We start from the raw sequence: 23,245 nt of genomic DNA, 5'->3' as shown, positions 1-23,245 counted from the left end.
AAAATGAATGATGGCGTGACGAATTGGGTGGCCGAAAAACTGAAGGAAAACGAGAGGCTTGAGATCGTTGGACGCACGCCCGAGGGCTTCCTGATTGTTGGCTCTAAGGATGCCCCCAATTTCCCCGTTGCTGTTCTGGGGGTAAAGGGTGTGATTGGCCAGGCGGATGTTGAGCCTCTTTTTGCTGGTGCGACTAAGCCGCAGTTTGTGGTTAACGTTCCTTCTAAGACATTGTGGAGTGGGGTCGCTATTGACCGAATTCATGCAGCCTCCGCTGCGTTTGGAACGCTGGGTGATGTGTCGAGGGCTGTGGCCACAGGGAATGTGGGTTCATTTCGGGATAAAGATATGGGCTTTTTCATCAAGGCGATGAAGCAGCACACCAACGTGTCTAGTGTTTCGTATGTCTACGACAAGGTTTTTAAAGTTGATCGCAAAGTTGGCGAAAGCCTCACTGTCGCGGTTATCGATTCCTACAACATGAGCGCCGAGGATGTACGTAATGCCAAGAGTCTATTTGGTCATTTTGATGTAGTCGTCAAGTCATCGAGCCACGGCTCAATTACTGATCAGGCTGAAGCGGCCGCTAAAACGATGGGGGCGCAGGCGTTGACATTCAAGGGGCTTATGGGGTGGTTAGCTTAGTGACTCGTCAGAGCGTAGTCGCTAGCCTCCGCGAGCTTGCAGTCTCACTCGGGCCGAAGGCTGTTGGAACTGAGTGGCATCTTTTTGGTTCGGTCGACCGTGATGAGCCGCACGCGACGGATATTGACTTGATGATTCTTTGCATAAGTGACGATCAATCTGACGCGCTGCGACGGGCTATTGATCCTGATGCGTTAGCGTTACCGCTACATTTGGCTCTGATGACTTTTGACGAGGCGGCGCAGGTCGACGCGGTTCGTGCGCAGCGCAGTCGGGCCATCTTCCCATGAACGTGATGCTATCTAACAACTGAGCGCTAGAGTCGATAAACATCCAATGCCAAACAGCCGTGCGGACTGTTTATGTGGTGATGCTAGTGAGAGTGAGACAGCGAGGATGCCTCGTCGAGAGGCATGGCAGCGGTCTATGCAGCGCTCGAGATGATGAAGTATATCTGCGGTCAAGATTCAATGCCCCAAAAATAAAAGCCCCGAGTCTCACGACTCGTGGCTTTTGCTTGTGAGGTCAGGCTGGCTTACTTGAAGATCACCGTCTTGTGCCCGTTGAGCAGCACGCGGTGTTCGCTGTGCCACTTCACGGCGCGGGCCAGCACCTGGCTCTCGGTGTCGCGGCCGATGGCGGTCAGGTCTTCCACCGTCTTGCTGTGGTCCACGCGGGCCACGTCCTGTTCGATGATGGGGCCTTCGTCGAGGTCGGCTGTCACGTAGTGGGCGGTGGCGCCAATGAGTTTCACGCCGCGGTCGTGCGCCTGGTAATAGGGCTTGGCGCCCTTGAAGCTGGGCAGGAAGCTGTGGTGGATGTTGATGGCCTTGCCCGAGAGCTTGCGGCACAGGTCGTCGCTCAGCACCTGCATGTAGCGCGCCAGCACCACCAGCTCGGCGCCCTCGGCCTGCACCACCTCGAACTGCTTGGCCTCGGCCTGCGCCTTGGTGGCGGCCGTCACCGGGATGTGGTGGAAGGGCACGTTGTAGCTGGCGGCCAGCTGGTAGAACTCGCGGTGGTTGGAGACGATGGCGCGGATGTCGATGGGCAGCAGACCGATCTTCCAGCGGAACAGCAGGTCGTTCAGGCAATGGCCTTCCTTGCTGACGAAGATGACGGCGCGCATGGCCGTGGCCGCCGCGTGCAGGCTCCACTGCATGCTGAAGGGCTCGGCGAAGAGCTTGAGCTGGACCTGCAGGTCCTCGTAGCTCACCTGGCCGCAGGAGAACTGCACACGCATGAAGAACAGGCCGGTGGCGGGGTCGTTGTACTGGGCGGCTTCTTCGATGTTGCCGCCGCGCTCGAGCAGGAAACCGGAGACGGCGTGGACGAGGCCCAGGCGGTCCGGGCAGGAGAAGGTGAGGATGTAGGTCTGGCTCATAAAACCCTGGTGGCAGGTGTGTGGATTGATACCTGCGGCCCGCTTTTGACGGGCGCAGGGATCAATTGTCTCAATTTTCCGGACCGGCCCCGGGCCCCGGGGTCTCAGCCGGTGTGCTGGTCCACCCAGGCCAGGTAAGCGGCGCTGCCCGCGGTGATGGGCAGCTGGATGATCTCGGGCGTCTCGTAGGGATGGCGCTCCCGGATCCAGGCTTCCAGCGCGGGGTAAAGCGCGCTGCGGGTCTTGACGCTCAGCAGCCACTCGGCCTCGTCGTGCGCGCGTTCCTGCCAGACGTAGAAACTGCGGATGGCCTGCACCTGCACGCAGGCGCCCAGGCGGGCCTGCACGATGGCGCGGGCCAGCTCGGCCGCCTGGGCTTCGCTGGACAGCGCGGTCTGCACCACGCAGTGTGAGGATGCTTCGGTACGCATGGGGGCTCCTTGGCTTGCGGCGATACTACGCCGATCCCCTTTGTCCGTATGCGCTCCATTTCCCCCGCACGTATTGCGGCCACGCTGTTGCTGGCCTTGCTCGCCGCCCTGTTCTGCGTCTGGCTCAAGATCCCCTTGCCCTGGATGATCGGCCCGCTGCTGGCCACGGCCACGGCCTCGATGCTGCGCGCGCGCACCGAAAGCTGGGCGCCGCTGCGCAATGCCGGGCAGTGCACCATCGGCATCGCACTGGGCCTGTATTTCACGCCCCAGGTCACGGCCCTGGTGGCCAGCCTGTGGTGGGCGATTGCGCTGGGCATTGTGTGGGCGCTCGTGCTGGGCTGGCTGTTCGGCCTGTGGCTGCAGCACATGAACGCGCATCGTTTGCCGGGCCTGAACCGGGCCACCACCTGGTTTGCCGGCGCCATCGGCGGCGCGCCCGAGATGACGCTGCTGGCCGAGCGCGCCCAGGGGCGCACCGAGCTGGTGGCGGCGGCCCACAGCCTGCGCTTGCTGATCGTGACGCTGGCGATTCCCTTCGCCATGCAGTTCAGCGGCATGCAGGGGCTGGACCTGGCGGCGAGTCCCAGGGTGGTGGACTGGGGCGGCCTGCTGCTGCTCTTCGCGCTGGCCGGCGCCGGGGCCTGGGTCCTGGAGCGGCTGGACCGCGCCAACCCGTGGTTCCTGGGGGCCTTGCTGACCGCCATGGGCCTGACCATGTTCGACGTCCAGCTTTCGGCCTTGCCCAGCTGGCTGAGCAACGTGGCGCAGCTGGTCATCGGGGTCAGCCTGGGGGTGCGCTTCACGCCGGCCTTTGTGCACACGGCGCCGCGCTGGCTGGCGTCCGTGGCCGCGGGCACGCTGGGGCTGCTGGTGCTGTGCGCCGGGCTGGCGGCCGCAATGGCCTGGCTGACGGGCCTGCACCCGGCCACCATGGTGCTGGCCACGGCCCCCGGCGGCATTGCGGAGATGTCCATCACGGCCAAGGTGCTGCAGCTCGGCGCACCGGTGGTCACGGCCTTCCAGGTCTGCCGCCTGATCGCGGTCCTGCTGCTGATCGAGCCGCTGTACCGCCGCAGCCTGCGCCGCCGCGCCTAGTGCCGGAAGCGGTTGTCGCGGGTGTACATGACCAGGTCCACCAGCTTGAGACCCGTGTGGTCGCCGGGCTGGTAGCTGTTACGCAGGCCGTTGAGGTCGAAGGAGCCGGCCTTGTAGATGCCCTGGATGAAACTTTCGCGTGTGGGCTGCGGGCCGGCCCCGCGCAGGGCGGCTACCAAGGCCTTGGCCGTCATATAACCCTCCAGGCTGCCGTAGGAAAAGTCCACGCCGGGTTTGTGGCGCTTGAAGGCATCCTGGTATTCGCGGGTGAGGTCGGTCTTGCGCTCCCAGGGGCTGGGCAGCACCTGCGCGAACAGCATGCCGTGCGCCAGCTCGCCCAGATGGCGGGCCATCTGGGTGGAGCCGGAGTTGACGGCCATGAAGGGCGTGGCGCTGCCCTTGGCGCGTGTCTGGCGGATCAGTTTCTCGTAGAGACCAGCGCTGCCGTGGTTGACGACGCCCTGAAGATTGGCCGCCGCGATGCGGCCGGCCAGGGTCGCGAGCTGCGCGTCAGTGACATCGGACTTGAAGGGCAGGTCCAGCGCGAGCTCCAGGCCCAGTTCCTGGCACAGGCGTTTGAAATTCTCCAGGTGCTGCAGGCCGACTTCGGAATCCGCGCGGAAGAAGGCCACACGCTTGCCGCCGGTGGCGCGGATGTACTCCAGCAGCACGCGGAACTCGTCGCGGTGTTCGGCGCGCACCGGAAACACCAGCGGCTGGTGCGGCCGGCGCAGGGTGGGCGAGCCTGCCATGGGGCCGAACAGGGGCACTTTCAGTTCGTTGGCCACCGTCATCACCGCGTTCGAGGGGCCGCCTTCGATGGGGCCGAACAGGATGAAGACCTTGTCTTCCTCGATCAGCTTGCGGGCATTGGCCTCGGCCTGGCTGGCCTTGTTGTCGTCGTCCAGGGTCGTGAGCACGATCTGGCGGCCGTTGACCCCGCCCTTGGCATTGACGTCCTGCAGGTAGCTGTGGATGCCGTCCATCACCGCCATGCCGTACTCGTTCTTGCCGCCTTGCTGGGTGATGCTCTGGCCGATCAGGATCTGTTTCGGGGTGACACCCTGGGCCAGCACCGTGCCGGCGGCGGCCAGCATCAGCAGGGGCCAGGACATCCAGTGGCGCAGGGGGGAAACCGTTGGGGGCGTCATGGGCAAACCTTGAGAGGTGCAAAACCCGAGGTTAATGGGGAAAACCGGATTCTGTCTGTGCGCTATGTCACGGGCCGGCGGTTGCGGCGAGGTTTTATGCCGCAGCGGTGGACTAAGTCACACCGGGCCGGCCGCTCAGTGCAGGTGCAAGGGGATGGTGGCCAGCTCGGCGTACTGGGCCAGTGTGTCTTCCACCTCTTCCTGGGTGGGGGCCGTGCGCTGCCATTCGGTCAGGCGCTGCTGAAACAACTCGGCCCAGGAACCGTCCAGGTAGAGCTCCTTGCCCGCACGCTTGTCCACGATCTCGAAGCCGTGGCGCAGCAGGGCTGGCGCGGGGGCTGCGCCCTCGGGTGTCGTTGGCGTCGGCTCCACCGTGGCCAGCATGTGGGTCACGATGTAGTCGTCGGAGTCGTAAAGTGTGTGCATGGTGTCTCAGCAGGCCAAAGGTGCCTGCCGGGTACTTGGCGCTGCCGGGACCGATTTCAAGGGCTCAGGGCGCCTCGCTGCTGCGCCACTGCTGGTCGATGAAGTCGCCGTTGTCCTGCGACAGGCGGATGCGCACCGGCAGCCAGCCCAGCGCCGGCGCCAGCCAGATCTCGGCACGCGGTTCGTCGGCGCGCGCCGGCGCCCGCGAGAGCTTGAGGGCGCGCATTTCGCCGCCGGGCAGGCTGAGCGTTTCCTCGTCCTCGACCACGACACTCCAGCTTTCCGGGCCGTAGACCCCCACGGCCGGCAGCGTGATGGTCGTGCCGCGCGGGTAGCGCAGTGGTGTCGTGCTGATCAGGCTGCCCAGTTGGACGAAGACGCTGAGCTGGTCCTGGGCGTCTTGCGGCAGGGCCACGGCCGGCGCGCCCTCGCTGAAGCGGATCTGGCCTTGCGCGTGGTCGAACTCCGCCACGCGGTCCTGGCGCACCCGGTCGACGAAGCGCAGCGGCTGCAGGCCGCCGGGGATGATGCGGCCCCGGCTGTGCTGCACCCGCGAGCCCAGCAGGAAGGCGCCCACTTCCATGCGCGCCTCGTAGTTCTGGCCGTCATGCGCCCACAGCAGTTCCCCGCTGGCCTGGTAGGACAGGTTGCTGAGCTCGCCGCGGAGTGTGTACTTCAGGCGCAGCGAGCCCGGGATGAAGGCCTGCACTGGCGCGGGAGGCGGCGTTTGCGGTGCAGACGCGGCAGCCAGGGGCGCGGGGGCTGCGGCCTCTTGCGCGGGCGATGGCCCGGCAGGGGGCGGCAGCGCTTCAGGTGCATCCGGCGCAGTCGCCGCTTGTTCCGGCAAGGCCACGGGGCGCGGCCGGCGGGGGGCTGTGGTCCGGGGCCGCCGCGCCGGGGCCGCCGGCGTGGCCGCGACCGGCTCGGGTGGGGCGGTGTAGATGATCGGGCGCAGGATGGTCGTCGGTGCCACAGGCGCGGGTCGTGGGTTCACGAGCAGCAGCACCAGCAGGTGGAGGAGCAGTGCCAGCAGGCCCGGCAGCAGCAGCCGGCGTCGACGGGCCGCGGTGTCGTCGGCGCTCGCCATGCTCAGCGGGTATGGCCCAGCTCGTGTGAGAGCTGGTGCGCAGCCTGGCCCAGGGCCGTGGCGACCGCGCCGTTCCAGGCCGTGTCGACCGTGGCCACCGAGCCCATGGCCACGATGCCCAGCACCATGTGGCCGTCGAAGTCGAACACCGGTGCGCAAAAGCCCGCGATGCCCGGCAGCAGCGTGTCCACCACGCGGGCCATGCCATGCGTGCGCACGTCCCTGAGCACGGCGCCGAGCTCGGCCTGGTTGCGTGGCAGGTCGGTGCGGCCCAGCTGCCGGCTGCGTGCCAGCTCGGCGCGCAGCAGCGGTGCGATGGCTTCGCGCGAGACGTGGGCTGCAAAACAGCGCCCGGTGGCCGAGGACAGAAGGGGCATCACATCGCCCAGGCGCAGGTTCACCGTGACGGATTGCGGTGATTCTTCCCAGTGCACGATGGTCGGGCCATGGTTGCCCCAGACGGCGAGCGCCAGCGTGTGGCCGATGTGCTGCATCAACGCGGGCATCCGTTCACGTGCCAGCTTCACGGCGTCCAGCCGCGTGATGGCGGCCAGGCCCATGCGCAATGCGGCCGGGCCCAGGTCGTAGCGCGCGCTGGCCGCGTCCTGGCTGACCAGGCCCAGGCGCTGGAAGCTCACCAGGTAACGGTGCGCCTTGGCCGCGCTCATGCCGGCGGCGGCGGCCAGGTCGCGCAGCATCAGCGGGCCTGGCGCACGCGCCAGCGCGTCGACCAGGGCAAAGCCTACCTCGACCGACTGGATGCCTGCGCGCGCCTTGTCCATGATGTAATTGGAGGGGAACCTGTTCCGACAGGCCTTAACGATACGTCATCCGAGAAACCATCGATGAAGCTTGCCACCTACAAGGACGGTTCGCGCGACGGCCAGCTGGTCGTCGTCTCGCGCGACCTGAGCACGGCGCATTATGCGACCGGCATCGCCCACCACCTGCAGCAGGTGCTGGACGACTGGAACTTTCTTTCCCCGCAGCTGCAGGACCTGTACGTCACGCTCAACCAGGGCAAGGCGCGCCACGCCTTCCCCTTTGATCCGGCCTTGTGCATGGCCCCGCTGCCGCGTGCCTACCAGTGGGCCGACGGTTCGGCCTACATCAACCACGTGGAGCTGGTGCGCCTGGCGCGCGGCTCGGAAGTGCCGGCCAACTACTACACCGAGCCGCTGATGTACCAGGGCGGCAGCGACGACTTCCTGGGCCCGCGCGATGACGTGGTCTGTGTCAGCGAAGACCACGGCATCGACTTCGAGGCCGAGGTCGCCGTGGTCACCGCCGACGTGCCCATGGGCGCCGGGCCGGAACAGGCGCTCGACGGCATCCGCCTGCTGATGATCGCCAACGACGTCAGCCTGCGCCACCTGATTCCCGACGAGCTGGCCAAGAACTTCGGCTTCCTGCAGAGCAAGCCGGCCACCGCCTTCGGCCCGGTGGCCGTCACGCTCGATGAGCTGGGCGACGCCTGGCAGCAGGGCAAGCTGCACCTGACCCTGCAAAGCGCCTGGAACGGCCGCACGGTCGGCATGTGCGAAGCCGGCGAGGAGATGACCTTCCACTTCGGCCAGCTCCTCGCCCACCTGGCCAAGACGCGCAATGTGCGCGCCGGCAGCATCATCGGCTCGGGCACGGTGAGCAACCGTGCCACCGAGGTCAACGGCAAGAAGGAGTGGAGCAAGGGCTACAGCTGCATCGCCGAGAAACGCGCCATTGAGACCATCCTCGATGGCAAGCCTTCCACCGACTACATGAAGTTCGGCGACACCATCCGCATCGAGATGAAGGGCAAGGACGGCCAGTCCGTCTTCGGCGCCATCGAGCAGAAGATCGTGCCATTGGCGAAATAGGCCGCGGCGGGGCACGAAAAGAAAAGGGCGCCATCGGCGCCCTTTTCTTTGACGGCAGGCTCTCAGGCCTGGCCGTTCATCTTGTCGTGCTTCAGGAAGTACTGCTTGGCCATGGCCACCAGTTGGCCGTCGCTGGGGTGGTCGCTGGTGACGACGCCGACGATGGCCTTGTCGATGGCCTTGTCGTGGCGCGCGCAGTGTGCCTTGAACTCGTCCTTGGCCTGGGCCGGGCCGGTCACCAGGATCTCGTGCACGCCCTTGAGGGCTTCAGCGATCGAGTGGTAATAGGTCTCGTCGCCGCTGCTATGGCCACCAGCGGGGCTGTGGTGGCCGCTGGCGCTGTCACCGCGGCCCGAGCCCTGGTGCGAGCCGGTGTGGCCGCCGGTGGCCTTGTGATGGCTGCGCGATTTGATCTTCTGCGCAGCAATGTGCTCGCGGTCGAACAGGATGACGTGGGCTTCGGAACGGTCAAGCCAGACGATGGCGTGGAAGGTTGGCATGGTGGGTGCTTTCTCGTTGTCGTGAATATGGAAGGGGAAGGGCGCGCTTCAGGCGTGCCGGCGGTGTTCGAGCTGGTCCTGGCAGCTGATGCAGCGCGGCGTCTCGGGGGCCGCGTGCAGGCGTGCGGCCGGAATGTCGGTGCCGCAGTCGGTGCACACGCCATAGGTTCCGGCCTCGATGCGCTTGAGCGCAGCGTCCACGGCATCAAGCTCGGCGCTCTCGCGGGCGTCGAGCGTGAACTCCAGGTCGCGCTCGGTTTCCTGCTGGGCGCGGGAGTCTTCCTTCTGCCCGCCGAAATGATCGGCCGAAGCCTGGGCGCGGCCGACGTTGCCGCCGCGCAGGCTGGCCAGCTGGGCCAGCAAGGTGGTGCGCTGCTGCAGCAATTGCTGCTTGAAGGGCGCGGTGATCTGGGTGCTCATGCGGTATCTCCTGGTCGGTCTGGTTTCATCATGCGCTCCTGCTCTGCGCCGGTCTTTGACACAGGTCAAGACCGGTGCCGGCTGCGGCCCGGGCACGGTCGGCCATAATGCAAGGCATGCAGACCCTGCGCCAAGCCCGCCTCCTTGCCCGCCTCGTGCTGGTGTGGTTTGCGCTGGCGCTGGGGGCCGCCATCGCTTCTCCCCTCGTGAAGCCGCAGGCCATCGAGCTGGTCTGTGCCAGCGGCGGGGCCATGAAGCTCATCGTCAAGAGCGATGACGGCAGCCAGGCCCCTTCCAGCCACACGCTGGACTGCCCCCTGTGCGCCACCGTCGGCGCCCCACCGCCGCTGGCCCAGCCCGCGGCTGCGCTGCCCGACGTGCTGGCGCACGTACTGCTCCCCATCGCTGCGGCGCACATCGCCGGGCGCACGGCCGCGCCCCTGCCCGCCCGCGGGCCTCCCACCTTCTCCTGATCCATCGCTGCGCAGCCCTGGTCCTCCGCTCTGGCGGAAGGCCTGGCTGCATGTCCTGATGTTTGCGGAGAGTGTTCATGCGGAAGAACCGCCTGGCCATGGCCCTGGCCCTGGCTTTCCCTTTTGCCTTTCAGGCTTCGGCCCAGAGTCTCGCGGCGCAGGCTGAGGCCGACACGCCGGTGAAGTCGCTCGGCGTCGTCACCATCCAGGGTGGCCAGCCCACCTCGCTGCCCACGCAGATCCCCGCCACCATTGAGGGCGTGACGCGCGCGCAGATCGCGGAGACCGTCAACGCCAACGACAGCGAAGACGCGCTCAAGTACTTCCCCAGCCTGCTGGTGCGCAAGCGTTATGTGGGTGACTACAACCACGCCGTGCTCTCCAGCCGCGCCTCGGGCACGGGCAACAGCGCGCGCTCGGCGGTGTACGCCGACGGCATCCTGCTCTCCAACTACCTGGGCAACGGCGCCACCTACGCGCCGCGCTGGGGCATGGTGAGCCCCGAGGAGATCGAGCGCGTCGACGTCATGTACGGCCCCTACTCCGCGGCCTACCCCGGCAACGCCGTGGGCGCGGTGGTGGACTACGTGACGCGCATGCCCGGCCATTTCGAGGGCTCGGCCAGCCTGGGTGTCTGGAACCAGAACTTCAAGCTCTACAACAGCAGCGCCAGTCATGGCGGCAGCCAGGGCAGCGCCTCGCTGGGCAGCCGCAGCGGTGACTGGTCCTGGTGGGTCCATCTGAACCACACCGACAGCACCGGCCAGCCCCTGGTGTTCGCCACCAAGCTGCTGACGGCCACGGGCGGCGCCGGTACCACGCCGGTGAGCGGCGCGGTGCGCGCGCCCAACACCCTGGGCGTGGACAACTACGTCCTGGGCACCAACACCCAGTACCACACCGTGCAGGACCAGGCCCGGATCAAGCTGGCCTACGACCTCTCGCCCACGCTGCGCGCCAGCTACACCCTGGGCAGCTGGGCCAACACCGCCGAGGGCACGCCGCAGACTTATCTGCGCGACGCGGCGGGCCAGGCGGTGTACTACGGCGATGTGCAGATCAACGGCCAGAACTACAACGTCAACAACGCCTTCAACGCTTCGCGCGAAAGCCTGGCCCATGTGATGCACGGCCTCTCGCTCAAGAGCAACACCAGGGGCGAGTGGGACGGGGAGCTGGCCGCCAGCGTCTACGATTACGGCCGCGACCAGCTGCGCGCGGCCACGCTCTCGGCCACGTCCACCCTCAGCGGTGGCGCCGGCACGATCACCGACCAGCAAGGCACGGGCTGGTCCACCGTGGTGGCGCGCGGCACCTGGCGGCCCCAGGGTCGGTTGGGCGCGCACATCGTGGACTTCGGCGCCCAGCAGGACCACTACCAGCTGCGCATCCTCAAGTCCAATATCGCCGGCAACTGGCTCACCGATGCCGCAGGCTCGCTCAACAGCGATGTGGGCGGCAAGACCCAGACCCAGGCCCTCTACGGCCAGGACAGCTGGGCCTTCGCGCCGCGCTGGAAGACCGTGCTGGGTGCGCGTGTGGAGAACTGGAGCGCGTCGGGTGGTTACACCCGCCTGAGCGGCTCCACGCCGGTGGACTACGCCAGCCGCAACGAGACCCATGTCTCGCCCAAGGCCGCACTGGCGTATCAGTGGTCGGCCGACAAGGTGCTCAAGGCCGCCACGGGCCGTGCCGTGCGCATGCCCACCGTGCAGGAGCTCTACGGCGCCACCTCCAACGCCAACCTCGCCTTCGTGAACGACCCCAACCTGGCGCCAGAGAAGTCCTGGACCACCGAGCTCACGCTGGAGCAGGACCTGGGCCGCGGCCTGCTGCGCCTGACCGTGTTCAACGAGGACACGCGTGATGCGCTCTACGCGCAGCTCATTCCCGGCAGCAGTACCACCAGCCGCGTGCAGAACATCGACGCCGTGAACACCAAGGGGGTGGAGCTGGCCTACAACGGCAGCGGTGTATTGCTCAAGGGGCTGGAGCTTTCGGGCAGCCTGATCTACGCGGACTCGCGCATCGTCAGCAACCCGGCCTACCCGGAGAGCGTGGGCAAATACCAGCCGCGCGTGCCGGTCTGGCGCGCCACCGCGCTGGCCAGCTACCGCTTCGATGAAAAGCAGAGCGGCTCTCTGGGCGTGCGCTACAGCGGGCCACAGTATTCGACGCTGAACAACGCCGACATCAACGGCTATGCCTACACGGGCGCCAGCAGCTATCTGGTGACCGACCTGCGCTGGCGTTACCGCATCAACCCCGAGACCGTGGCTTCGCTGGGCATCGACAACCTCAGCGACGAAAGCTACTGGAACTTCCACCCCTATCCGCAGCGCACCTACGTGGCGGATCTCAAAGTCAATTTCTGAAGCGAGCCCATATGAAGAACCTTCCCCATCTCCTTTGCGCTGCAAGCCTGCTGGTCGCCGCCACCGGGGCCTCGGCCCACGTGGTGCTGGACGAACCCGCTGCGCCGGCCGGCAGCAGCTACCGCGCAACTTTCCGCGTGGGCCACGGCTGTAGCGGCAGCCCCACCACGGCCATCCGCGTGGTCCTGCCCGCCGGCGTGCGCGGCGCCAAACCCATGCCCAAGGCGGGCTGGACCCTGGCCGTGCGGCGCGAGGTGCTGGCCCAGCCCTACGACAGCCATGGCAAGACCGTGCGTGAGGACGTGGTCGAGATCAGCTGGACCGCCAGCGCGCCCGAGCACGCGTTGCCCGATGCCTGGTACGACGAGTTCGTGCTGCGGACCACGCTGCCGGCGCAGGCCGGCCCCCTGTGGTTCCGCGTGGTGCAGACCTGCACGGGCGGCCAGCTCGACTGGACCGACATCCCGGCCCACGGCAAGTCCACCCGCGGCCTGAAGGCACCCGCCGTCCTGCTCGATGTCCTGCCCTCGGGCACGACCGGGCACAGGCACTGAGTTTTCTTTCCCCGTATAGTTTTTCAACAGGAGTACCACCATGTTTCATAAAACCATCCATACCCTGATCGCCGCGCTGGCCCTGGCTGCCGGTGGTGCCCACGCGCAGACCGTCGAAGTCCGCGAGGCCTGGGTCCGCAGCACCGTGCCGAACCAGAAATCCAGCGGCGCCTTCATGAAGCTCACGGCCAAGGAGGGCACGCGCCTGGTCGGCGTGGACTCGGCCCTGGCCGGCATCGCCGAGGTGCACGAGATGAAGATGGAGGGCGACGTGATGAAGATGCGCGCCGTGTCTGCGCTGGAGCTGCCGGCCGGCAAGACCGTGGAGCTCAAGCCCGGCGGTTACCACGTCATGCTGATGGACCTCAAGACCCCGTTGAAGAGCAACAGCACCCTGCCCCTGACCCTGCTCTTCAAGGATGCCAAGGGGGTGGAGAGCAAGGTCGAGGTGCAGGTGCCGGTGCGGGGCATGGCGCCGGGTGCTGCCGACCACGGCACCGGTATGAAGCACTGACAAGACGGGAAACTCGTGCAGCAATCGTAGCGAACAGCTCGAACACCGCCCAACGATGCGATTCGGGTTGCGCAGTAGATTGATGCGCGAGTTTCAGCGGCCCAGCAGGTTGCGCTGCACGTGCTGCAGGTGGCTGCGCGTGCACTCCAGCGCGCGTTCCAGGTCGCGCTCGCGCAGCGCGGCGACCAGCTCGCGGTGTTCCTGCTGGTAGGCCGCGCGCCGTTCGGGCGTGACGCTCTTGCGCTTGAGCATGCCCCATTCGCCCTGGGCGCGGGCCTGGTTCATGAGCTTGAAGACCTGGCCCACGAAACTGTTGTGCGCTGCGTCGGCGATCACCTCGTGCAGCAGGCCGTCCCAGTGCTCGAAGTCTTCCAGCGAGCGGGCCTGCTCGGCGCGTTCGCAGCACTGGGCCATGCGTGTGAAATCGGCCGGCGTGGCATTGCGGATCACCATCTCCACGATGGCCGGCTCCAGTGCCATGCGCACTTCCATCAGCTCGGCCGGGCTCACGGCCGCAACAGCCGGGGCCACGAGCGCCGGCAGCTGGGTGGCGATGCGTTCGCTCACATAGGTGCCGCTGCCCACCGTCTGCGTGATCAGGCCGAGCTCCTTGAGCTGTCCCAGCACACGCCGCACGGCCGAGCGGCCCAGACCATATTCGGCGCACAACGCGCGTTCGGTCGGGATGCGGTGGCCGGCGCGCCAGATGCCGGATTTCAGCTTGTCGAGCAGGGTTTCGCGGAGCAGGGCAGACGGGTCCATGGTGCGGGGGCGGGCGGTGGAGCCGTGATCTTAACAAGCAAACAACCAAGTCAGACCAATACGAGCACCGCCTACGTGTTTTCCACTGGACTCAGAGTGGAATCCGGTCTTTATAATTTTCATCCAAGATAAACCAATCGCAACCAATCACCGGTTGCCCTTTGCTGCAGGAGTTCGCATGAAGATCGCACGTGTGCAAAAAGACGGCCAGATCCACCTGGCCCTGGTTGATGAAGCCAAAAAGGAAGTCGCCCTGGTCGGCGGCCCGCTGGCCCAGCATCCCAACCCGGTGCTCAACGTCATCCAGCTCGGTGTCAGCGCCGCCCAGCTGCAGGCCGCCGTGATGGCGCGTGTGCCCATGGCCCAGGTGAAATTCATGGCGCCGCTGTCGGCCTTCCTGCGCAACCCCTTCGCCGTGGGCAAGAACTACCACGAGCATGCGATGGAGTTCGACAAGAGCGGCTTCAACGCCACCAGCGGCGGCGCTTCGGCCATTCCCGCCTTCCCGCAGATCTTTACCAAGGCCACGCACACGCTCAACGGCCCGACCGACCCCATCCAGTTCAACCCCAAGCACACCCAGTCGGTGGACTACGAAGGCGAGATCGGCGTCGTCATCGGCACCACCTGCCGCAACGTCAGCAAGGCCGATGCCATGAAGCAGGTCTGGGGCTTCATCGCCACCAACGACGTCACCGCGCGTGACCTGCAGAAGAACCACGCCCAGTGGTTCCTGGGCAAGTCGCTCGACGGCTTCTGCCCCATCGGCCCCTGGATCACCACCACCGACGAAGCCCCCACCGACATGACCATGCAGACCTGGGTCAACGGCGAGCAGCGCCAGAATGCCCACATCTCGCAGCTGATCTTCGACGTGCCCACGCTGATCGAGCAGATGAGCGCGGCCATGACCCTGCTGCCGGGCGACATCATCCTCACCGGCACCTCGGTGGGTGTGGGCATCGGCTTCAAGCCGCCCAAGTTCCTCAAGCATGGCGACGTCGTGCGCGTGGCCATCAGCGGCCTGGGCGAGCTCAATAATCCCGTCCAGGAAATCTGAACCCAGGTTCCGACCGAGACTTTCGTTCCACAACGAGGAGACCCCCATGACCCAACGCCGTGAATTCCTGCAACTGGGCGCAGCCGCGCTGGCCACTGCCGGCCTGCCCGCCTTCGCACAGGACGCCTACCCCAGCAAACCCGTCACCATGCTCGTGCCCTTCCCGCCGGGCGGCGTGGCCGACACCGTGGGCCGCCCCGTGGCCGAGGCCATGGGCCGTGCGCTGGGCCAGACCATGATCGTCGAGAACAAGGGCGGCGCCGGCGGCGGCATCGGCATGGCGCAAGTGGCCAAGTCGCGCGCCGACGGCTACAGCGTGCTCATGTCGCTCTCCTCCGTGGTCGTGCTGCCCGAAGCCGACAAGGTGCTCAAGCGCAATCCGCTCTACACCCTGGACCAGCTCAAGCCCGTGGCCCGTTTCACGGCCGACCCCACCGCCCTCGTGGTGCGCGCCGACAGCCCCTGGAAGACCTACAAGGACTTCATCGCCCATGTGAAGGCCCGGCCCGGCCAGACCACCTTCGGTTCCTCGGGCAACTACGGCACCATGCATGTGCCCATGGAGCAGCTCAAGGTTGCCACCGGCACCTTCATGCTGCACGTGCCCTACACCGGCGCCGGCCCCGCCGTCATGGCCCTGCTGGCCGGCCAGATCGATGCGCTGTCCACCGGCCCGTCCAGCGTGATGCAACACGTGCGCGCCGGCAAGCTGCGTGTGCTGGCGCACTGGGGCGAAGGCCGCCTGGCCGCCCTGCCCGAGGTGCCGAGCTTCAAGGAACTCGGTGTGCCGATCAGCTACTCGCAGTGGTCCGGCCTGTTCGTGCCGACCGGCACGCCCGAGGCCGTGGTGACCCGGCTGCGCCAGGCCGCCAAGGCGGCTTCCGAAGATGCGCGCGCCAAGCAGTCGCTGCTGGCCGCAGGCACCTCCTTCATGTACCAGGACGCGCCCGAGTTCGAGCGCTTCGTGCAGACGGATGCCAAGGCCATGGCAGCGCTGGTGCAGCGCATCGGCCGCGTCGAGTAAGGCGGCCGGCCGCGCGCCTGCGGCCCCGGGGTGAAAGGGCCTAAGATGGTCCCTGAATCCGGGGCTGTCGGGAGGCGGTTTTGTCGTACATCCATCCTCGCTGGGGCGCGTGGCTGCTGGTCCTGCTGTCGGGCCTGCAGTCCGCGGCGGCCTGGGCGCAGCCGCGCACGGTGCGCGTCGGCGTCTATGCCAACGAGCCCAAGATCTATTTGAACGCGGCGGGCCGCGCCACGGGCATCTTCGCGGACCTGCTGGGCGAAATCGCCAAGGGTGAGGGCTGGACCCTGGCGTTCGTGCCTTGCGAATGGCAGGCCTGCCTGGATGCGCTGGAGGCCGACCGCATCGACCTGATGCCCGATGTGGCCTACAGCGCCCAGCGCGACCAGCGCTTCGACTTCCACCAGGTTCCGGTCATGCACAGCTGGTCGCAGATCTACCGGCATCCTGCCGTGACGATCAACTCCATCCTGGACCTCGATGGCAAACGCGTGGCCCTGCTCGAAGGCTCCATCCAGACCGCGCTGTTCAAGGAACTGGTGACGGGCTTCGGCGTGAAGCCGGTGCTCATGCCGGTGCCCTCGCTGGACGAGGCCTTTCGCCTGGTGGCCGCCGGCAAGGCCGATGCGGCCATCGCCAACCACTTCTTCGGCAACCGCCTCAGCCCGCGCTACCGGCTGGTCGAAACGTCCATCGTGTTCCAGCCCTCGCGCCTGTTCTTTGCCGCCGGGCAGGACCGCAACCCCGAGCTGCTGGCGACCATCGACCGTTACCTGCGCGACTGGCAGAACGATCCGCGCTCGATGTATTTCGCCATCATCCGGCAATGGGGCGGCCAGGTTCCCGAGCCTGCCGTGCCGCGCGCCTTCTGGTGGGGGCTGGCCGCGGTCGGCGGCCTGTTGCTGCTGGTCATGTTGATGGCGGTGCTGCTGCGCGGCCAGGTGGTTGCCCGCACCCGCACCCTGCAGGCCGCCAATGAGGAGGTGGGCCGCTTCAAGGCCATCTTCGACCAGTCCACCTTCGCCGCCTGGATCGCCGGGCTGGACGGCCAGCTGGTCTACGTCAACGCGCGCTGCGCCGCCTTGCAGGGGCGCAAGCCGCAGGAGCTGATCGGCCAGCGTTACCTCAGCCTCTACGCCCCCGCGGGGCAGGAGACGGCCGAAGACTACTGGCGCAGCGTGCGCGAAGGCGACGCCGGCGCGCCGCGCGAACTGGTGCAGCTGGCCGGCGACGGCCGCGAGCTGCCCATGCTCAGCAGCGGTCTGCTGCTGCGTGATGCCCAGGGCCGCCCCGAGCTGCTGGCCTGCACCGCGGTGGACATCAGCGACCGCAAGCAGGCCGAGGAAAAGATCCACCAGCTCGCCTTCTACGACGCCCTCACCGGCCTGCCCAACCGGCGCCTGCTGATGGACCATCTGGCGCATGCGCTGGCCGCCAGCGCGCGACACGGCGGCAGCGGGGCCCTGCTGTTCATCGACCTCGACCACTTCAAGACCATCAACGACACCCTGGGCCATGCCATCGGCGACCAGCTGCTGCGCGAAGTGGCGGCGCGCATCAGCTACTGCGTGCGGGTGGGCGACACCGTGGCGCGCCTGGGCGGCGACGAGTTCATCGTGCTGATTGAAGACCTGGGCGAGGTGGCCGAAGTCGCCGCCGGCCAGGCCGAGGCCGTAGGCCGCAAGATCATGGCCGCGCTCAGCCAGCCCTATCGCCTGGGCAACCGCCTGCAGCACAGCACCCCCAGCATCGGTGTGGCCCTGTTCACGAACGGCCAGGTCCAGGGCGACGAACTCCTCAAGCAGGCCGACCTGGCCATGTACCAGGCCAAGGCGGCGGGCCGCAACAGCCTGCGTTTCTTCGACCCGCGCATGCAGACCGTGGTGGCGGCGCGTGCTTCGCTGCAGAGCGACCTGCGCGAGGCCATGCACTCGGGGCAGCTGGCCTTGCACATCCAGCCGCAGGTGGATACGGCGGGCCGGGTGGTGGGCGCCGAGGCGCTGCTGCGCTGGACGCATCCGGTGCGCGGCGACGTCTCGCCGGCAGAATTCATTCCCGTGGCCGAAGAGAGCGGCTTGATGCAGGAGCTGGGCCTGTGGGTGCTGCAGCGTGCCTGCGAACTGCTGGTGGCCTGGGCCGACCAGCCGGCACTGCGCAGGCTCAGTCTGGCGGTCAACGTCAGCGTGCAGCAGTTTCGCCACCCGGATTTCGTCTCGCAGGTGCTCGAAACCCTGCTGCGCACCGGGGCCGTCGCGGCGCGGCTCAAGCTGGAGATCACCGAGAGCCTGCTGATGGACGATGTGGAGGACGTGATCGTCAAGATGGAGGCCCTGCGCGCGCACGGCGTGAGCTTCTCGCTCGACGATTTTGGCACCGGGTATTCGTCGCTGAGCTACCTCAAGCGCCTGCCGCTGGACCAGCTCAAGATCGACGCCTCCTTCGTGCGCGACCTGCTCAGCGACCCCAATGATGCGGCCATCGTGCGCACCATCATGGCCCTGGCGCGCAGCCTGGGCCTGCAGGTGGTGGCCGAGGGCGTGGAGACCGAGGCGCAGCGCCAGTCCCTGGCCGCCGAAGGCTGCCCGGCCTACCAGGGCTACTACTTCAGCCGGCCGGTGCCAGCCGCGGTCTTCGAGGGCCTCGCCGCGCAGGCCCTGCCCTTGTCGACGCCCTTGGAGTAAGCTGGCAACAGTGCGTATCAGAGGAGTGCCACCATGAGCAACAAGGCAGACCCCGCCGGCTTCGGCCCCTTCGTCCCGGGCTTCGACTTCCTGCAGAAACTGGCCCAGGGCGGCAACGCCTCCATGGCCAGCTGGGTGGCGCCCACCCTGGACGCCGAGGCGCTGGACAAACGGATCACCGAACTCAAGGCCGTGCAGTTCTGGCTGGACCAGAACGCCGCCGCGCTCAAGGCCACCCTCCAGGCGCTGGAAGTGCAGAAGATGACCCTGGCCACGCTCAAGAGCATGAACGTGTCCATGCCCGGCGCTGGCATGACCTGGCCCGTGCCGGGTGCGGCTGCGGCGGCCCGGCCCGCTGCCGCACAGGCGCCCAAGGCCGCGCCCGCCGCCAAGGCAGCTACCGCCGCGCCCGCCACAGCGCCGATGGCCGACCCCATGCAGTACTGGGGCGCACTGACCCAGCAGTTCCAGCAGATCGCCAGCCAGGCCATGAAAGAGGCGGCCGAGCGCAGTGCAGCGGCAGCCGCGCCCAAGCCCGCGACCAAGGCCGCCGCGAGAAAAGCCGCCCCGCGCAAACCCAAGCCTGTCTGAGATGCCGATGAAGAACTTTCCCCTGGCCCACGCCACCCACCCGCAATGGCGCATGGCCGCTGCGCTGGTGCTGGCGCAGCTGCGTGCGCAGCTGGCCCTGCCCGGTGCCGCGCAAAGCCCCACGCTGGCCCTGCTCTACATCACCGACCACTACGCCGCCGAGGCCGAGGCCATCCTTGCCCACCTGAGCGGCGAGCTGCCCGAGGTCACCGACTGGGCCGGCACCGTGGGCGTGGGCATAGCCGCGACCAACGTCGAATACTTCGACGAGCCGGCCCTGGCCGTGATGCTGTGTGATCTGCCCAGCGACCAGTACCGCGTCTTTTCCGGCGTGGCGCCCCTGGGCCTGGGCTTCCAGGCGCACACCGCGCTGGTGCACGCCGACGGCCACACGCCCGAACTCTCCGAACTCATCGACGAAATGGCCGCGCGCACCGACAGCGGCTATCTCTTCGGCGGCCTGGCCGCCAGCCGCGGCGAGAGCGTGCAGTTCGCGCTGGGCGGTGACGGTTTCATCCGCGGCCAGGGCCGCTCCACCGGCGTCTTCCACGGCGGCCTGAGCGGCGTGGCCTTTGGCGAGGGCGTGCAGCTGGTCTCGCGCGTGACCCAGGGCTGCTGTCCGGTGGCCGGCAGCCACACCATCACCGAAGCCGAGCGCAACGTGGTCTACCAGCTCGATGGCGAGCCCGCGCTGCAGGTGCTGCTGCGCGAACTCGATGTCACGCTGGACGAACCCGAGCAGGCCATCAACACCGTGCGCGCCACGCTGGCCGGCCTGGTGCATGCGCAGGATGTGGCGGCCGATGGCCGCGCCATCAGCCGTACCGGCAACTTCGGCAGCGACGTGCGCGTGCGCCACATCGTCGGCCTGGACCCGCAGCGCGGCGGTGTGGCCCTGGCCGAGCTGGTGGACGAGGGCATGCAGCTGGCCTTCTGCCAGCGCAATGTACAGGCCGCGCGTGCCGACCTCATGCGCATCTGCGCCGAGATCCGTGAGGAGCTGGAGCCGGAGGAACTGCCGTTGACGGCCGGTGGCCTGGACGCCGAGCCGCCGGCGCCGAAGCGCATGGTGGGCGCCGTCTACGTCAGCTGTTCGGGCCGCGGCGGGCCGCACTTCGGCGGCCCCAGCGCCGAGCTGCAGATCGTGCGTCACGCGCTGGGCGACGTGCCGCTGATCGGTTTCTTCGCCGGCGGCGAGATCGCGCGCCATCACGTCTACGGCTACACCGGCGTGCTCACGGTCTTCACGGCGTAGGGCCTGTTCACACGCATTTCTCAAGTGCGAACGGGGTGAAAACAGCGCCAATCTAGGCGCACGACGACACCCATGCTGCCCGCCTGGGCTAGGAGTGCAACAACGAGTGGCGCTGTTTTCACCCCATTCCCTTCGGGTTGTGGCCAAAAAAGCCATGCGGGGTGTTGCGCGGACTTGCCGGGGATGACCCCGGCGGCGTCCACGCGCCTACCGCATGACTTTTTTGATCCACAACGCATCTTGAGAAATGCGTGTGAACAGGCCCTGGGCGGGCGCCTCATTCCTGCGGCCGGGTCTGCAGCAGGTCCTTGCGGCACAGCGGCCCGTCCACGGGGTTTTCCAGGCTGTGCGCAATCGCCGTTACCAGCGCGTGCGCCTCCTCGGCGCTGAAATGTTCCATCAGCGGGCGTGCCACCGCCGGCGGCAGGCGCACCGCGGCCGTGCTGCCGTCGGCACGTGTGATGCTCAGGCTGGCCACCTGGTGGCTGCCCCAGTCGGGCCGCGCCTCGGCGCGTTGCATCTGCTCCTGCATCAGCGTCTCGTAGTCGGCCTCCAGGGTATCCAGCAACGCGTCATCGGGGTCGGCGGTCAGCTCGACCACCCAGCCTTCCATCGTGTCCTTGCGCGTGCTGCATGTCAGCGCACGTGCCGCCAAGCCCTGCACGAAACGATCGCGCAGCTCGGCATCGAAGAACACGTAGCCGGTGGCCATGGCGGACGCGGGGCGCCTATTTGTCCTTGAGCTTCATGATGCCCAGGGCGTTCATCACCATCTTCTCGAACAGCGGCTCCGAGGTGCCGGCCTTCATCTTGCGCATGAAGTATTTTTCGAAGGCGATCTTGGCCAGGTGCACCCACTTGCCCTGGGAGAACCAGTTCACGTTGCGCGGCGGGATCTGCGGCAGCGCCACGAAGCAGGCGCCGGTGTCGCCGAAGTCGGCCAGGCACACGGCGTTCCAGGTGGCCTTGGTGGAGGGCGCCTTGCCGTCGAGTTCGTCGCGGATGTTGTGCGCCGTGGCCGTGACCATGGACTCGATCATGTAACCCGTCTTGGGCGCGCCCGTGGGCACCGGTGTGGCCTCCACGGGCGGAATCGCCACGCACACACCCACGGCGTAGATGTTCCTGAACTTGGGGTTGCGCTGCTGCGGGTCGATCAGGATGAAACCGCGCGGGTTGGTCAGCCCCTCGATGCCGGCCACCGCGTCGATGCCCTTGAAGGCCGGCAACATCATGGAGAACTTGAAGTCCAGCACGTGCTCCTTCTTGGGCGTGCCGTCCTCGTTGTGTTCCGTGACGTACATCTTGCCGGCTTCGACCTTGGTGGTCTTGGCATTGCAGATCCACTTGATGTGGCGGTCGCGCATGACCGATTCGAGCAGGCCCTTGGAATCGCCCACACCGCCCAGGCCCAGGTGGCCGATATAGGGCTCCGCGGTGACGAAAGTCATGGGCACCTTGTCGCGGATCTTGCGGCGGCGCAGGTCGGTGTCCATGATCATGGCGTACTCGTAGGCCGGGCCGTAGCACGAGGCGCCTTGCACCGCGCCCACCACCACCTGGCCCGGGTTCTTGACGAAGGCCTGCCAGTTCTTTTCGGCTTCCACCGCGTGGTCCACGTGGCAGATCGACTGGGTGTGGCCCTGGGGGCCCAGGCCTTCCACTTCCTCGAAGGCCAGCCGGGGGCCGGTGGCGATCACCAGATAGTCGTAGTCCACCGTGCGGCCGTCGTCCAGCTCGATCTGGTTCTTCTCGGGGTGCAGGCGCTTGGCCCCGACGCCGATGAAGTCGATCTTCTTCTTGGCCAGCACCGGCGCGATGTCCATCTCGATGTCGTCGCGCTTGCGCCAGTCCACCGCCACCCAGGGGTTGGACGGGACGAAGTGGAACTTCGGGTTGTTGGAAATGACGGTGATCCTGTCTTCCGCGCGCGCCAGCGCACGCATCTCATACGCCATCGGCATGCCGCCGATGCCTGCGCCGAGTATCACGATATGGGCCATGGTCTTGTCTCCTGGTGTGTGCCGCGCCCGCCATCGGGCGCGGCTGTTCAGGAGTTATAGCCCCGGGGGTATGTTCCGGGTTGATCCATATCAAGCCGGACGCAAGGAAAGTCAGCGCCGCAGTGCAGCAAAGGCCTCGAACTCCCAGCTGCGCATGGCCAGCAGCAAGGTGTAGCCCTCGCGGTCCTTCTCGGGCAGTTTCTGGTCGCTCTGGTGCTGGGTGGCGAAATCCTGCGCCACGCGCTGCAGGCGCTCCATGAAAGACGGCGCCAGGCTGCGCGCGATGCTGCCGTGCACCAGCAGCAGGCCTTCGCCGTGGCCGTCGAAGCCGCCGCTGTAATAGTCCAGCAGCGCGTGCTCGCGGAAGTAGTCCATCACCGGGCCATGCGGGCGCCAGCGGAAGGTCTTGGCCAGCTTGAGGCGGTAGCGGTTGAGCGGGCGCAGCTCGATGATGCCGATGCGGTCCAGCTGGGCCAGGTACTTCACGCACTCGGCTTCCGTCAGGCGGTAGGCCGCCACCATCTGCTCCAGCGTCCACTGGCTCAGCACGCAGATGGCCACCAGCAACAGCTTCTTGTCGGCCACCACGGCCTTCTCCTGTTGCTGCGTGAGTTCGGCCAGCAGGGGCTGGGCGTCGGCCACGCGGCGCGCGAGTTCGGCGAAGTCCAGCTTGAGCGCGCGGCAGATCGCGTCGATGCGCGAGAGCGGCATGTCCCCCTTGGCCAGCATGCGCTTGACGCTGCTCTCGGCCATGCCCAGCTTCTTCGCCAGGCCGGCATAGGTCAGGTGGGCGGCCTTGAGTTCTTTCTTCAGGGCCAGGACGAGGTCGGCGGTGGTGCTCATGGTGTCTCCGGTGTCGGGTATCGATTATCGATACCCTGAGTTCATTCGGAAGAGCAAAAGGCAGGAATCTGCGCCCGCTGCGGCCGGTGCGCCACACACTGCGGCCCATCCCGTC

General features: G+C 67.1%; 24 protein-coding genes. 12 read left to right on the top strand and 12 right to left on the bottom strand.

Annotated features, from left to right (window positions below):
- Positions 1 to 3: 3 nt before the first annotated feature.
- The gene (locus AC1RRP_RS16800) at positions 4 to 645 is read left to right on the top strand and encodes a hypothetical protein (protein ID WP_493038183.1); all 642 of its coding nucleotides are present in this window, start codon (positions 4 to 6) and stop codon (positions 643 to 645) included.
- A 535-nt stretch (positions 646 to 1,180) separates the two neighbouring features.
- Here AC1RRP_RS16800 and purU read toward each other — a convergent pair.
- Together purU and cutA are read right to left on the bottom strand one after the other, a co-directional pair.
- On the bottom strand, positions 1,181 to 2,029 hold the full coding sequence (gene purU / locus AC1RRP_RS16795; protein WP_493038181.1) for a formyltetrahydrofolate deformylase: 849 nt from the start codon (positions 2,027 to 2,029) through the stop codon (positions 1,181 to 1,183).
- A gap of 104 nt (positions 2,030 to 2,133) precedes the next feature.
- Positions 2,134 to 2,460 carry a divalent-cation tolerance protein CutA gene (gene cutA, locus AC1RRP_RS16790; protein WP_493038179.1) on the bottom strand — a complete coding sequence of 109 codons (327 nt, stop codon included), beginning with the start codon at positions 2,458 to 2,460 and terminating at the stop codon, positions 2,134 to 2,136.
- 48 nt (positions 2,461 to 2,508) lie between these two features.
- Between cutA and AC1RRP_RS16785 the strand changes: the two genes are divergently transcribed.
- On the top strand, positions 2,509 to 3,558 hold the full coding sequence (locus tag AC1RRP_RS16785; protein ID WP_493038177.1) for an AbrB family transcriptional regulator: 1,050 nt from the start codon (positions 2,509 to 2,511) through the stop codon (positions 3,556 to 3,558).
- On the opposite strand, the gene AC1RRP_RS16780 is transcribed toward AC1RRP_RS16785, so the two are convergent.
- From AC1RRP_RS16780 to AC1RRP_RS16765, 4 genes are all read right to left on the bottom strand, one after another.
- Positions 3,555 to 4,709 carry an ABC transporter substrate-binding protein gene (locus tag AC1RRP_RS16780; protein WP_493038175.1) on the bottom strand — a complete coding sequence of 385 codons (1,155 nt, stop codon included), beginning with the start codon at positions 4,707 to 4,709 and terminating at the stop codon, positions 3,555 to 3,557. The genes AC1RRP_RS16785 and AC1RRP_RS16780 overlap by 4 nt on opposite strands.
- 135 nt (positions 4,710 to 4,844) lie before the next feature.
- Positions 4,845 to 5,135 carry a BTH_I0359 family protein gene (locus AC1RRP_RS16775; protein WP_493038173.1) on the bottom strand — a complete coding sequence of 97 codons (291 nt, stop codon included), beginning with the start codon at positions 5,133 to 5,135 and terminating at the stop codon, positions 4,845 to 4,847.
- Between the two features lie 64 nt (positions 5,136 to 5,199).
- Positions 5,200 to 6,222: a DUF3108 domain-containing protein gene (locus tag AC1RRP_RS16770; protein ID WP_493038171.1), complete on the bottom strand. Its 1,023-nt coding sequence runs from the start codon at positions 6,220 to 6,222 to the stop codon at positions 5,200 to 5,202.
- Between the two features lie 2 nt (positions 6,223 to 6,224).
- Positions 6,225 to 7,004 carry an IclR family transcriptional regulator gene (locus AC1RRP_RS16765; protein ID WP_493038169.1) on the bottom strand — a complete coding sequence of 260 codons (780 nt, stop codon included), beginning with the start codon at positions 7,002 to 7,004 and terminating at the stop codon, positions 6,225 to 6,227.
- Between the two features lie 63 nt (positions 7,005 to 7,067).
- Between AC1RRP_RS16765 and AC1RRP_RS16760 the strand changes: the two genes are divergently transcribed.
- Positions 7,068 to 8,078 (top strand): fumarylacetoacetate hydrolase family protein, encoded by a 1,011-nt coding sequence (locus AC1RRP_RS16760; RefSeq protein WP_493038167.1) that lies wholly within the window; start codon positions 7,068 to 7,070, stop codon positions 8,076 to 8,078.
- Positions 8,079 to 8,140: 62 nt separating this feature from the next.
- Here AC1RRP_RS16760 and AC1RRP_RS16755 read toward each other — a convergent pair whose 3' ends face one another.
- Together AC1RRP_RS16755 and AC1RRP_RS16750 are read right to left on the bottom strand one after the other, a co-directional pair.
- Positions 8,141 to 8,578, bottom strand: a complete 438-nt coding sequence (locus tag AC1RRP_RS16755) for a hypothetical protein (protein WP_493038165.1) — start codon at positions 8,576 to 8,578, stop codon at positions 8,141 to 8,143.
- A gap of 48 nt (positions 8,579 to 8,626) precedes the next feature.
- Entirely contained in the window at positions 8,627 to 8,998 is a 372-nt protein-coding gene (locus AC1RRP_RS16750) for a TraR/DksA family transcriptional regulator (protein ID WP_493038163.1), read from the bottom strand.
- A gap of 107 nt (positions 8,999 to 9,105) precedes the next feature.
- On the opposite strand from AC1RRP_RS16750, the gene AC1RRP_RS16745 reads away from it, so the two are divergent.
- From AC1RRP_RS16745 to AC1RRP_RS16730, 4 genes are all read left to right on the top strand, one after another.
- On the top strand, positions 9,106 to 9,471 hold the full coding sequence (locus AC1RRP_RS16745; RefSeq protein ID WP_493038162.1) for a DUF2946 family protein: 366 nt from the start codon (positions 9,106 to 9,108) through the stop codon (positions 9,469 to 9,471).
- Between the two features lie 77 nt (positions 9,472 to 9,548).
- Positions 9,549 to 11,846: a TonB-dependent receptor gene (locus AC1RRP_RS16740; protein ID WP_493038160.1), complete on the top strand. Its 2,298-nt coding sequence runs from the start codon at positions 9,549 to 9,551 to the stop codon at positions 11,844 to 11,846.
- 11 nt (positions 11,847 to 11,857) lie between these two features.
- Positions 11,858 to 12,400 (top strand): YcnI family copper-binding membrane protein, encoded by a 543-nt coding sequence (locus AC1RRP_RS16735; RefSeq protein ID WP_493038158.1) that lies wholly within the window; start codon positions 11,858 to 11,860, stop codon positions 12,398 to 12,400.
- 40 nt (positions 12,401 to 12,440) lie between these two features.
- On the top strand, positions 12,441 to 12,914 hold the full coding sequence (locus tag AC1RRP_RS16730) for a copper chaperone PCu(A)C (RefSeq protein WP_493038156.1): 474 nt from the start codon (positions 12,441 to 12,443) through the stop codon (positions 12,912 to 12,914).
- Between the two features lie 93 nt (positions 12,915 to 13,007).
- Here AC1RRP_RS16730 and AC1RRP_RS16725 read toward each other — a convergent pair whose 3' ends face one another.
- Complete coding sequence (locus tag AC1RRP_RS16725; protein ID WP_493038155.1) at positions 13,008 to 13,676, bottom strand: FadR/GntR family transcriptional regulator; 669 nt, start codon at positions 13,674 to 13,676, stop codon at positions 13,008 to 13,010.
- A gap of 178 nt (positions 13,677 to 13,854) precedes the next feature.
- On the opposite strand from AC1RRP_RS16725, the gene AC1RRP_RS16720 reads away from it, so the two are divergent.
- From AC1RRP_RS16720 to AC1RRP_RS16700, 5 genes are all read left to right on the top strand, one after another.
- Positions 13,855 to 14,736: a fumarylacetoacetate hydrolase family protein gene (locus AC1RRP_RS16720; RefSeq protein ID WP_493038153.1), complete on the top strand. Its 882-nt coding sequence runs from the start codon at positions 13,855 to 13,857 to the stop codon at positions 14,734 to 14,736.
- 46 nt (positions 14,737 to 14,782) lie between these two features.
- The gene (locus AC1RRP_RS16715) at positions 14,783 to 15,760 is read left to right on the top strand and encodes a tripartite tricarboxylate transporter substrate binding protein (RefSeq protein WP_493038151.1); all 978 of its coding nucleotides are present in this window, start codon (positions 14,783 to 14,785) and stop codon (positions 15,758 to 15,760) included.
- A gap of 80 nt (positions 15,761 to 15,840) precedes the next feature.
- Positions 15,841 to 18,438 carry an EAL domain-containing protein gene (locus AC1RRP_RS16710; RefSeq protein ID WP_493038149.1) on the top strand — a complete coding sequence of 866 codons (2,598 nt, stop codon included), beginning with the start codon at positions 15,841 to 15,843 and terminating at the stop codon, positions 18,436 to 18,438.
- Between the two features lie 33 nt (positions 18,439 to 18,471).
- Entirely contained in the window at positions 18,472 to 19,029 is a 558-nt protein-coding gene (locus AC1RRP_RS16705; RefSeq protein ID WP_493038147.1) for a PhaM family polyhydroxyalkanoate granule multifunctional regulatory protein, read from the top strand.
- 7 nt (positions 19,030 to 19,036) lie between these two features.
- On the top strand, positions 19,037 to 20,284 hold the full coding sequence (locus AC1RRP_RS16700; RefSeq protein WP_493038145.1) for an FIST signal transduction protein: 1,248 nt from the start codon (positions 19,037 to 19,039) through the stop codon (positions 20,282 to 20,284).
- Positions 20,285 to 20,561: 277 nt separating this feature from the next.
- Here the strand turns inward: AC1RRP_RS16700 and AC1RRP_RS16695 are convergent, their stop codons facing one another.
- The 3 genes from AC1RRP_RS16695 to AC1RRP_RS16685 form a co-directional block, all read right to left on the bottom strand.
- On the bottom strand, positions 20,562 to 20,996 hold the full coding sequence (locus tag AC1RRP_RS16695) for a hypothetical protein (protein ID WP_493038143.1): 435 nt from the start codon (positions 20,994 to 20,996) through the stop codon (positions 20,562 to 20,564).
- 16 nt (positions 20,997 to 21,012) lie between these two features.
- Complete coding sequence (locus AC1RRP_RS16690; RefSeq protein WP_493038141.1) at positions 21,013 to 22,287, bottom strand: NAD(P)/FAD-dependent oxidoreductase; 1,275 nt, start codon at positions 22,285 to 22,287, stop codon at positions 21,013 to 21,015.
- A gap of 111 nt (positions 22,288 to 22,398) precedes the next feature.
- Positions 22,399 to 23,130 (bottom strand): helix-turn-helix domain-containing protein, encoded by a 732-nt coding sequence (locus AC1RRP_RS16685; RefSeq protein WP_493038139.1) that lies wholly within the window; start codon positions 23,128 to 23,130, stop codon positions 22,399 to 22,401.
- Positions 23,131 to 23,245: the final 115 nt, after the last annotated feature.

It is taken from the genome of Hylemonella sp. GW821-FHT12C09 (genome assembly GCF_058807395.1).
Note: the sequence above shows the minus strand (reverse complement) of the source record. Positions and strands in the feature narration are given on the sequence as shown.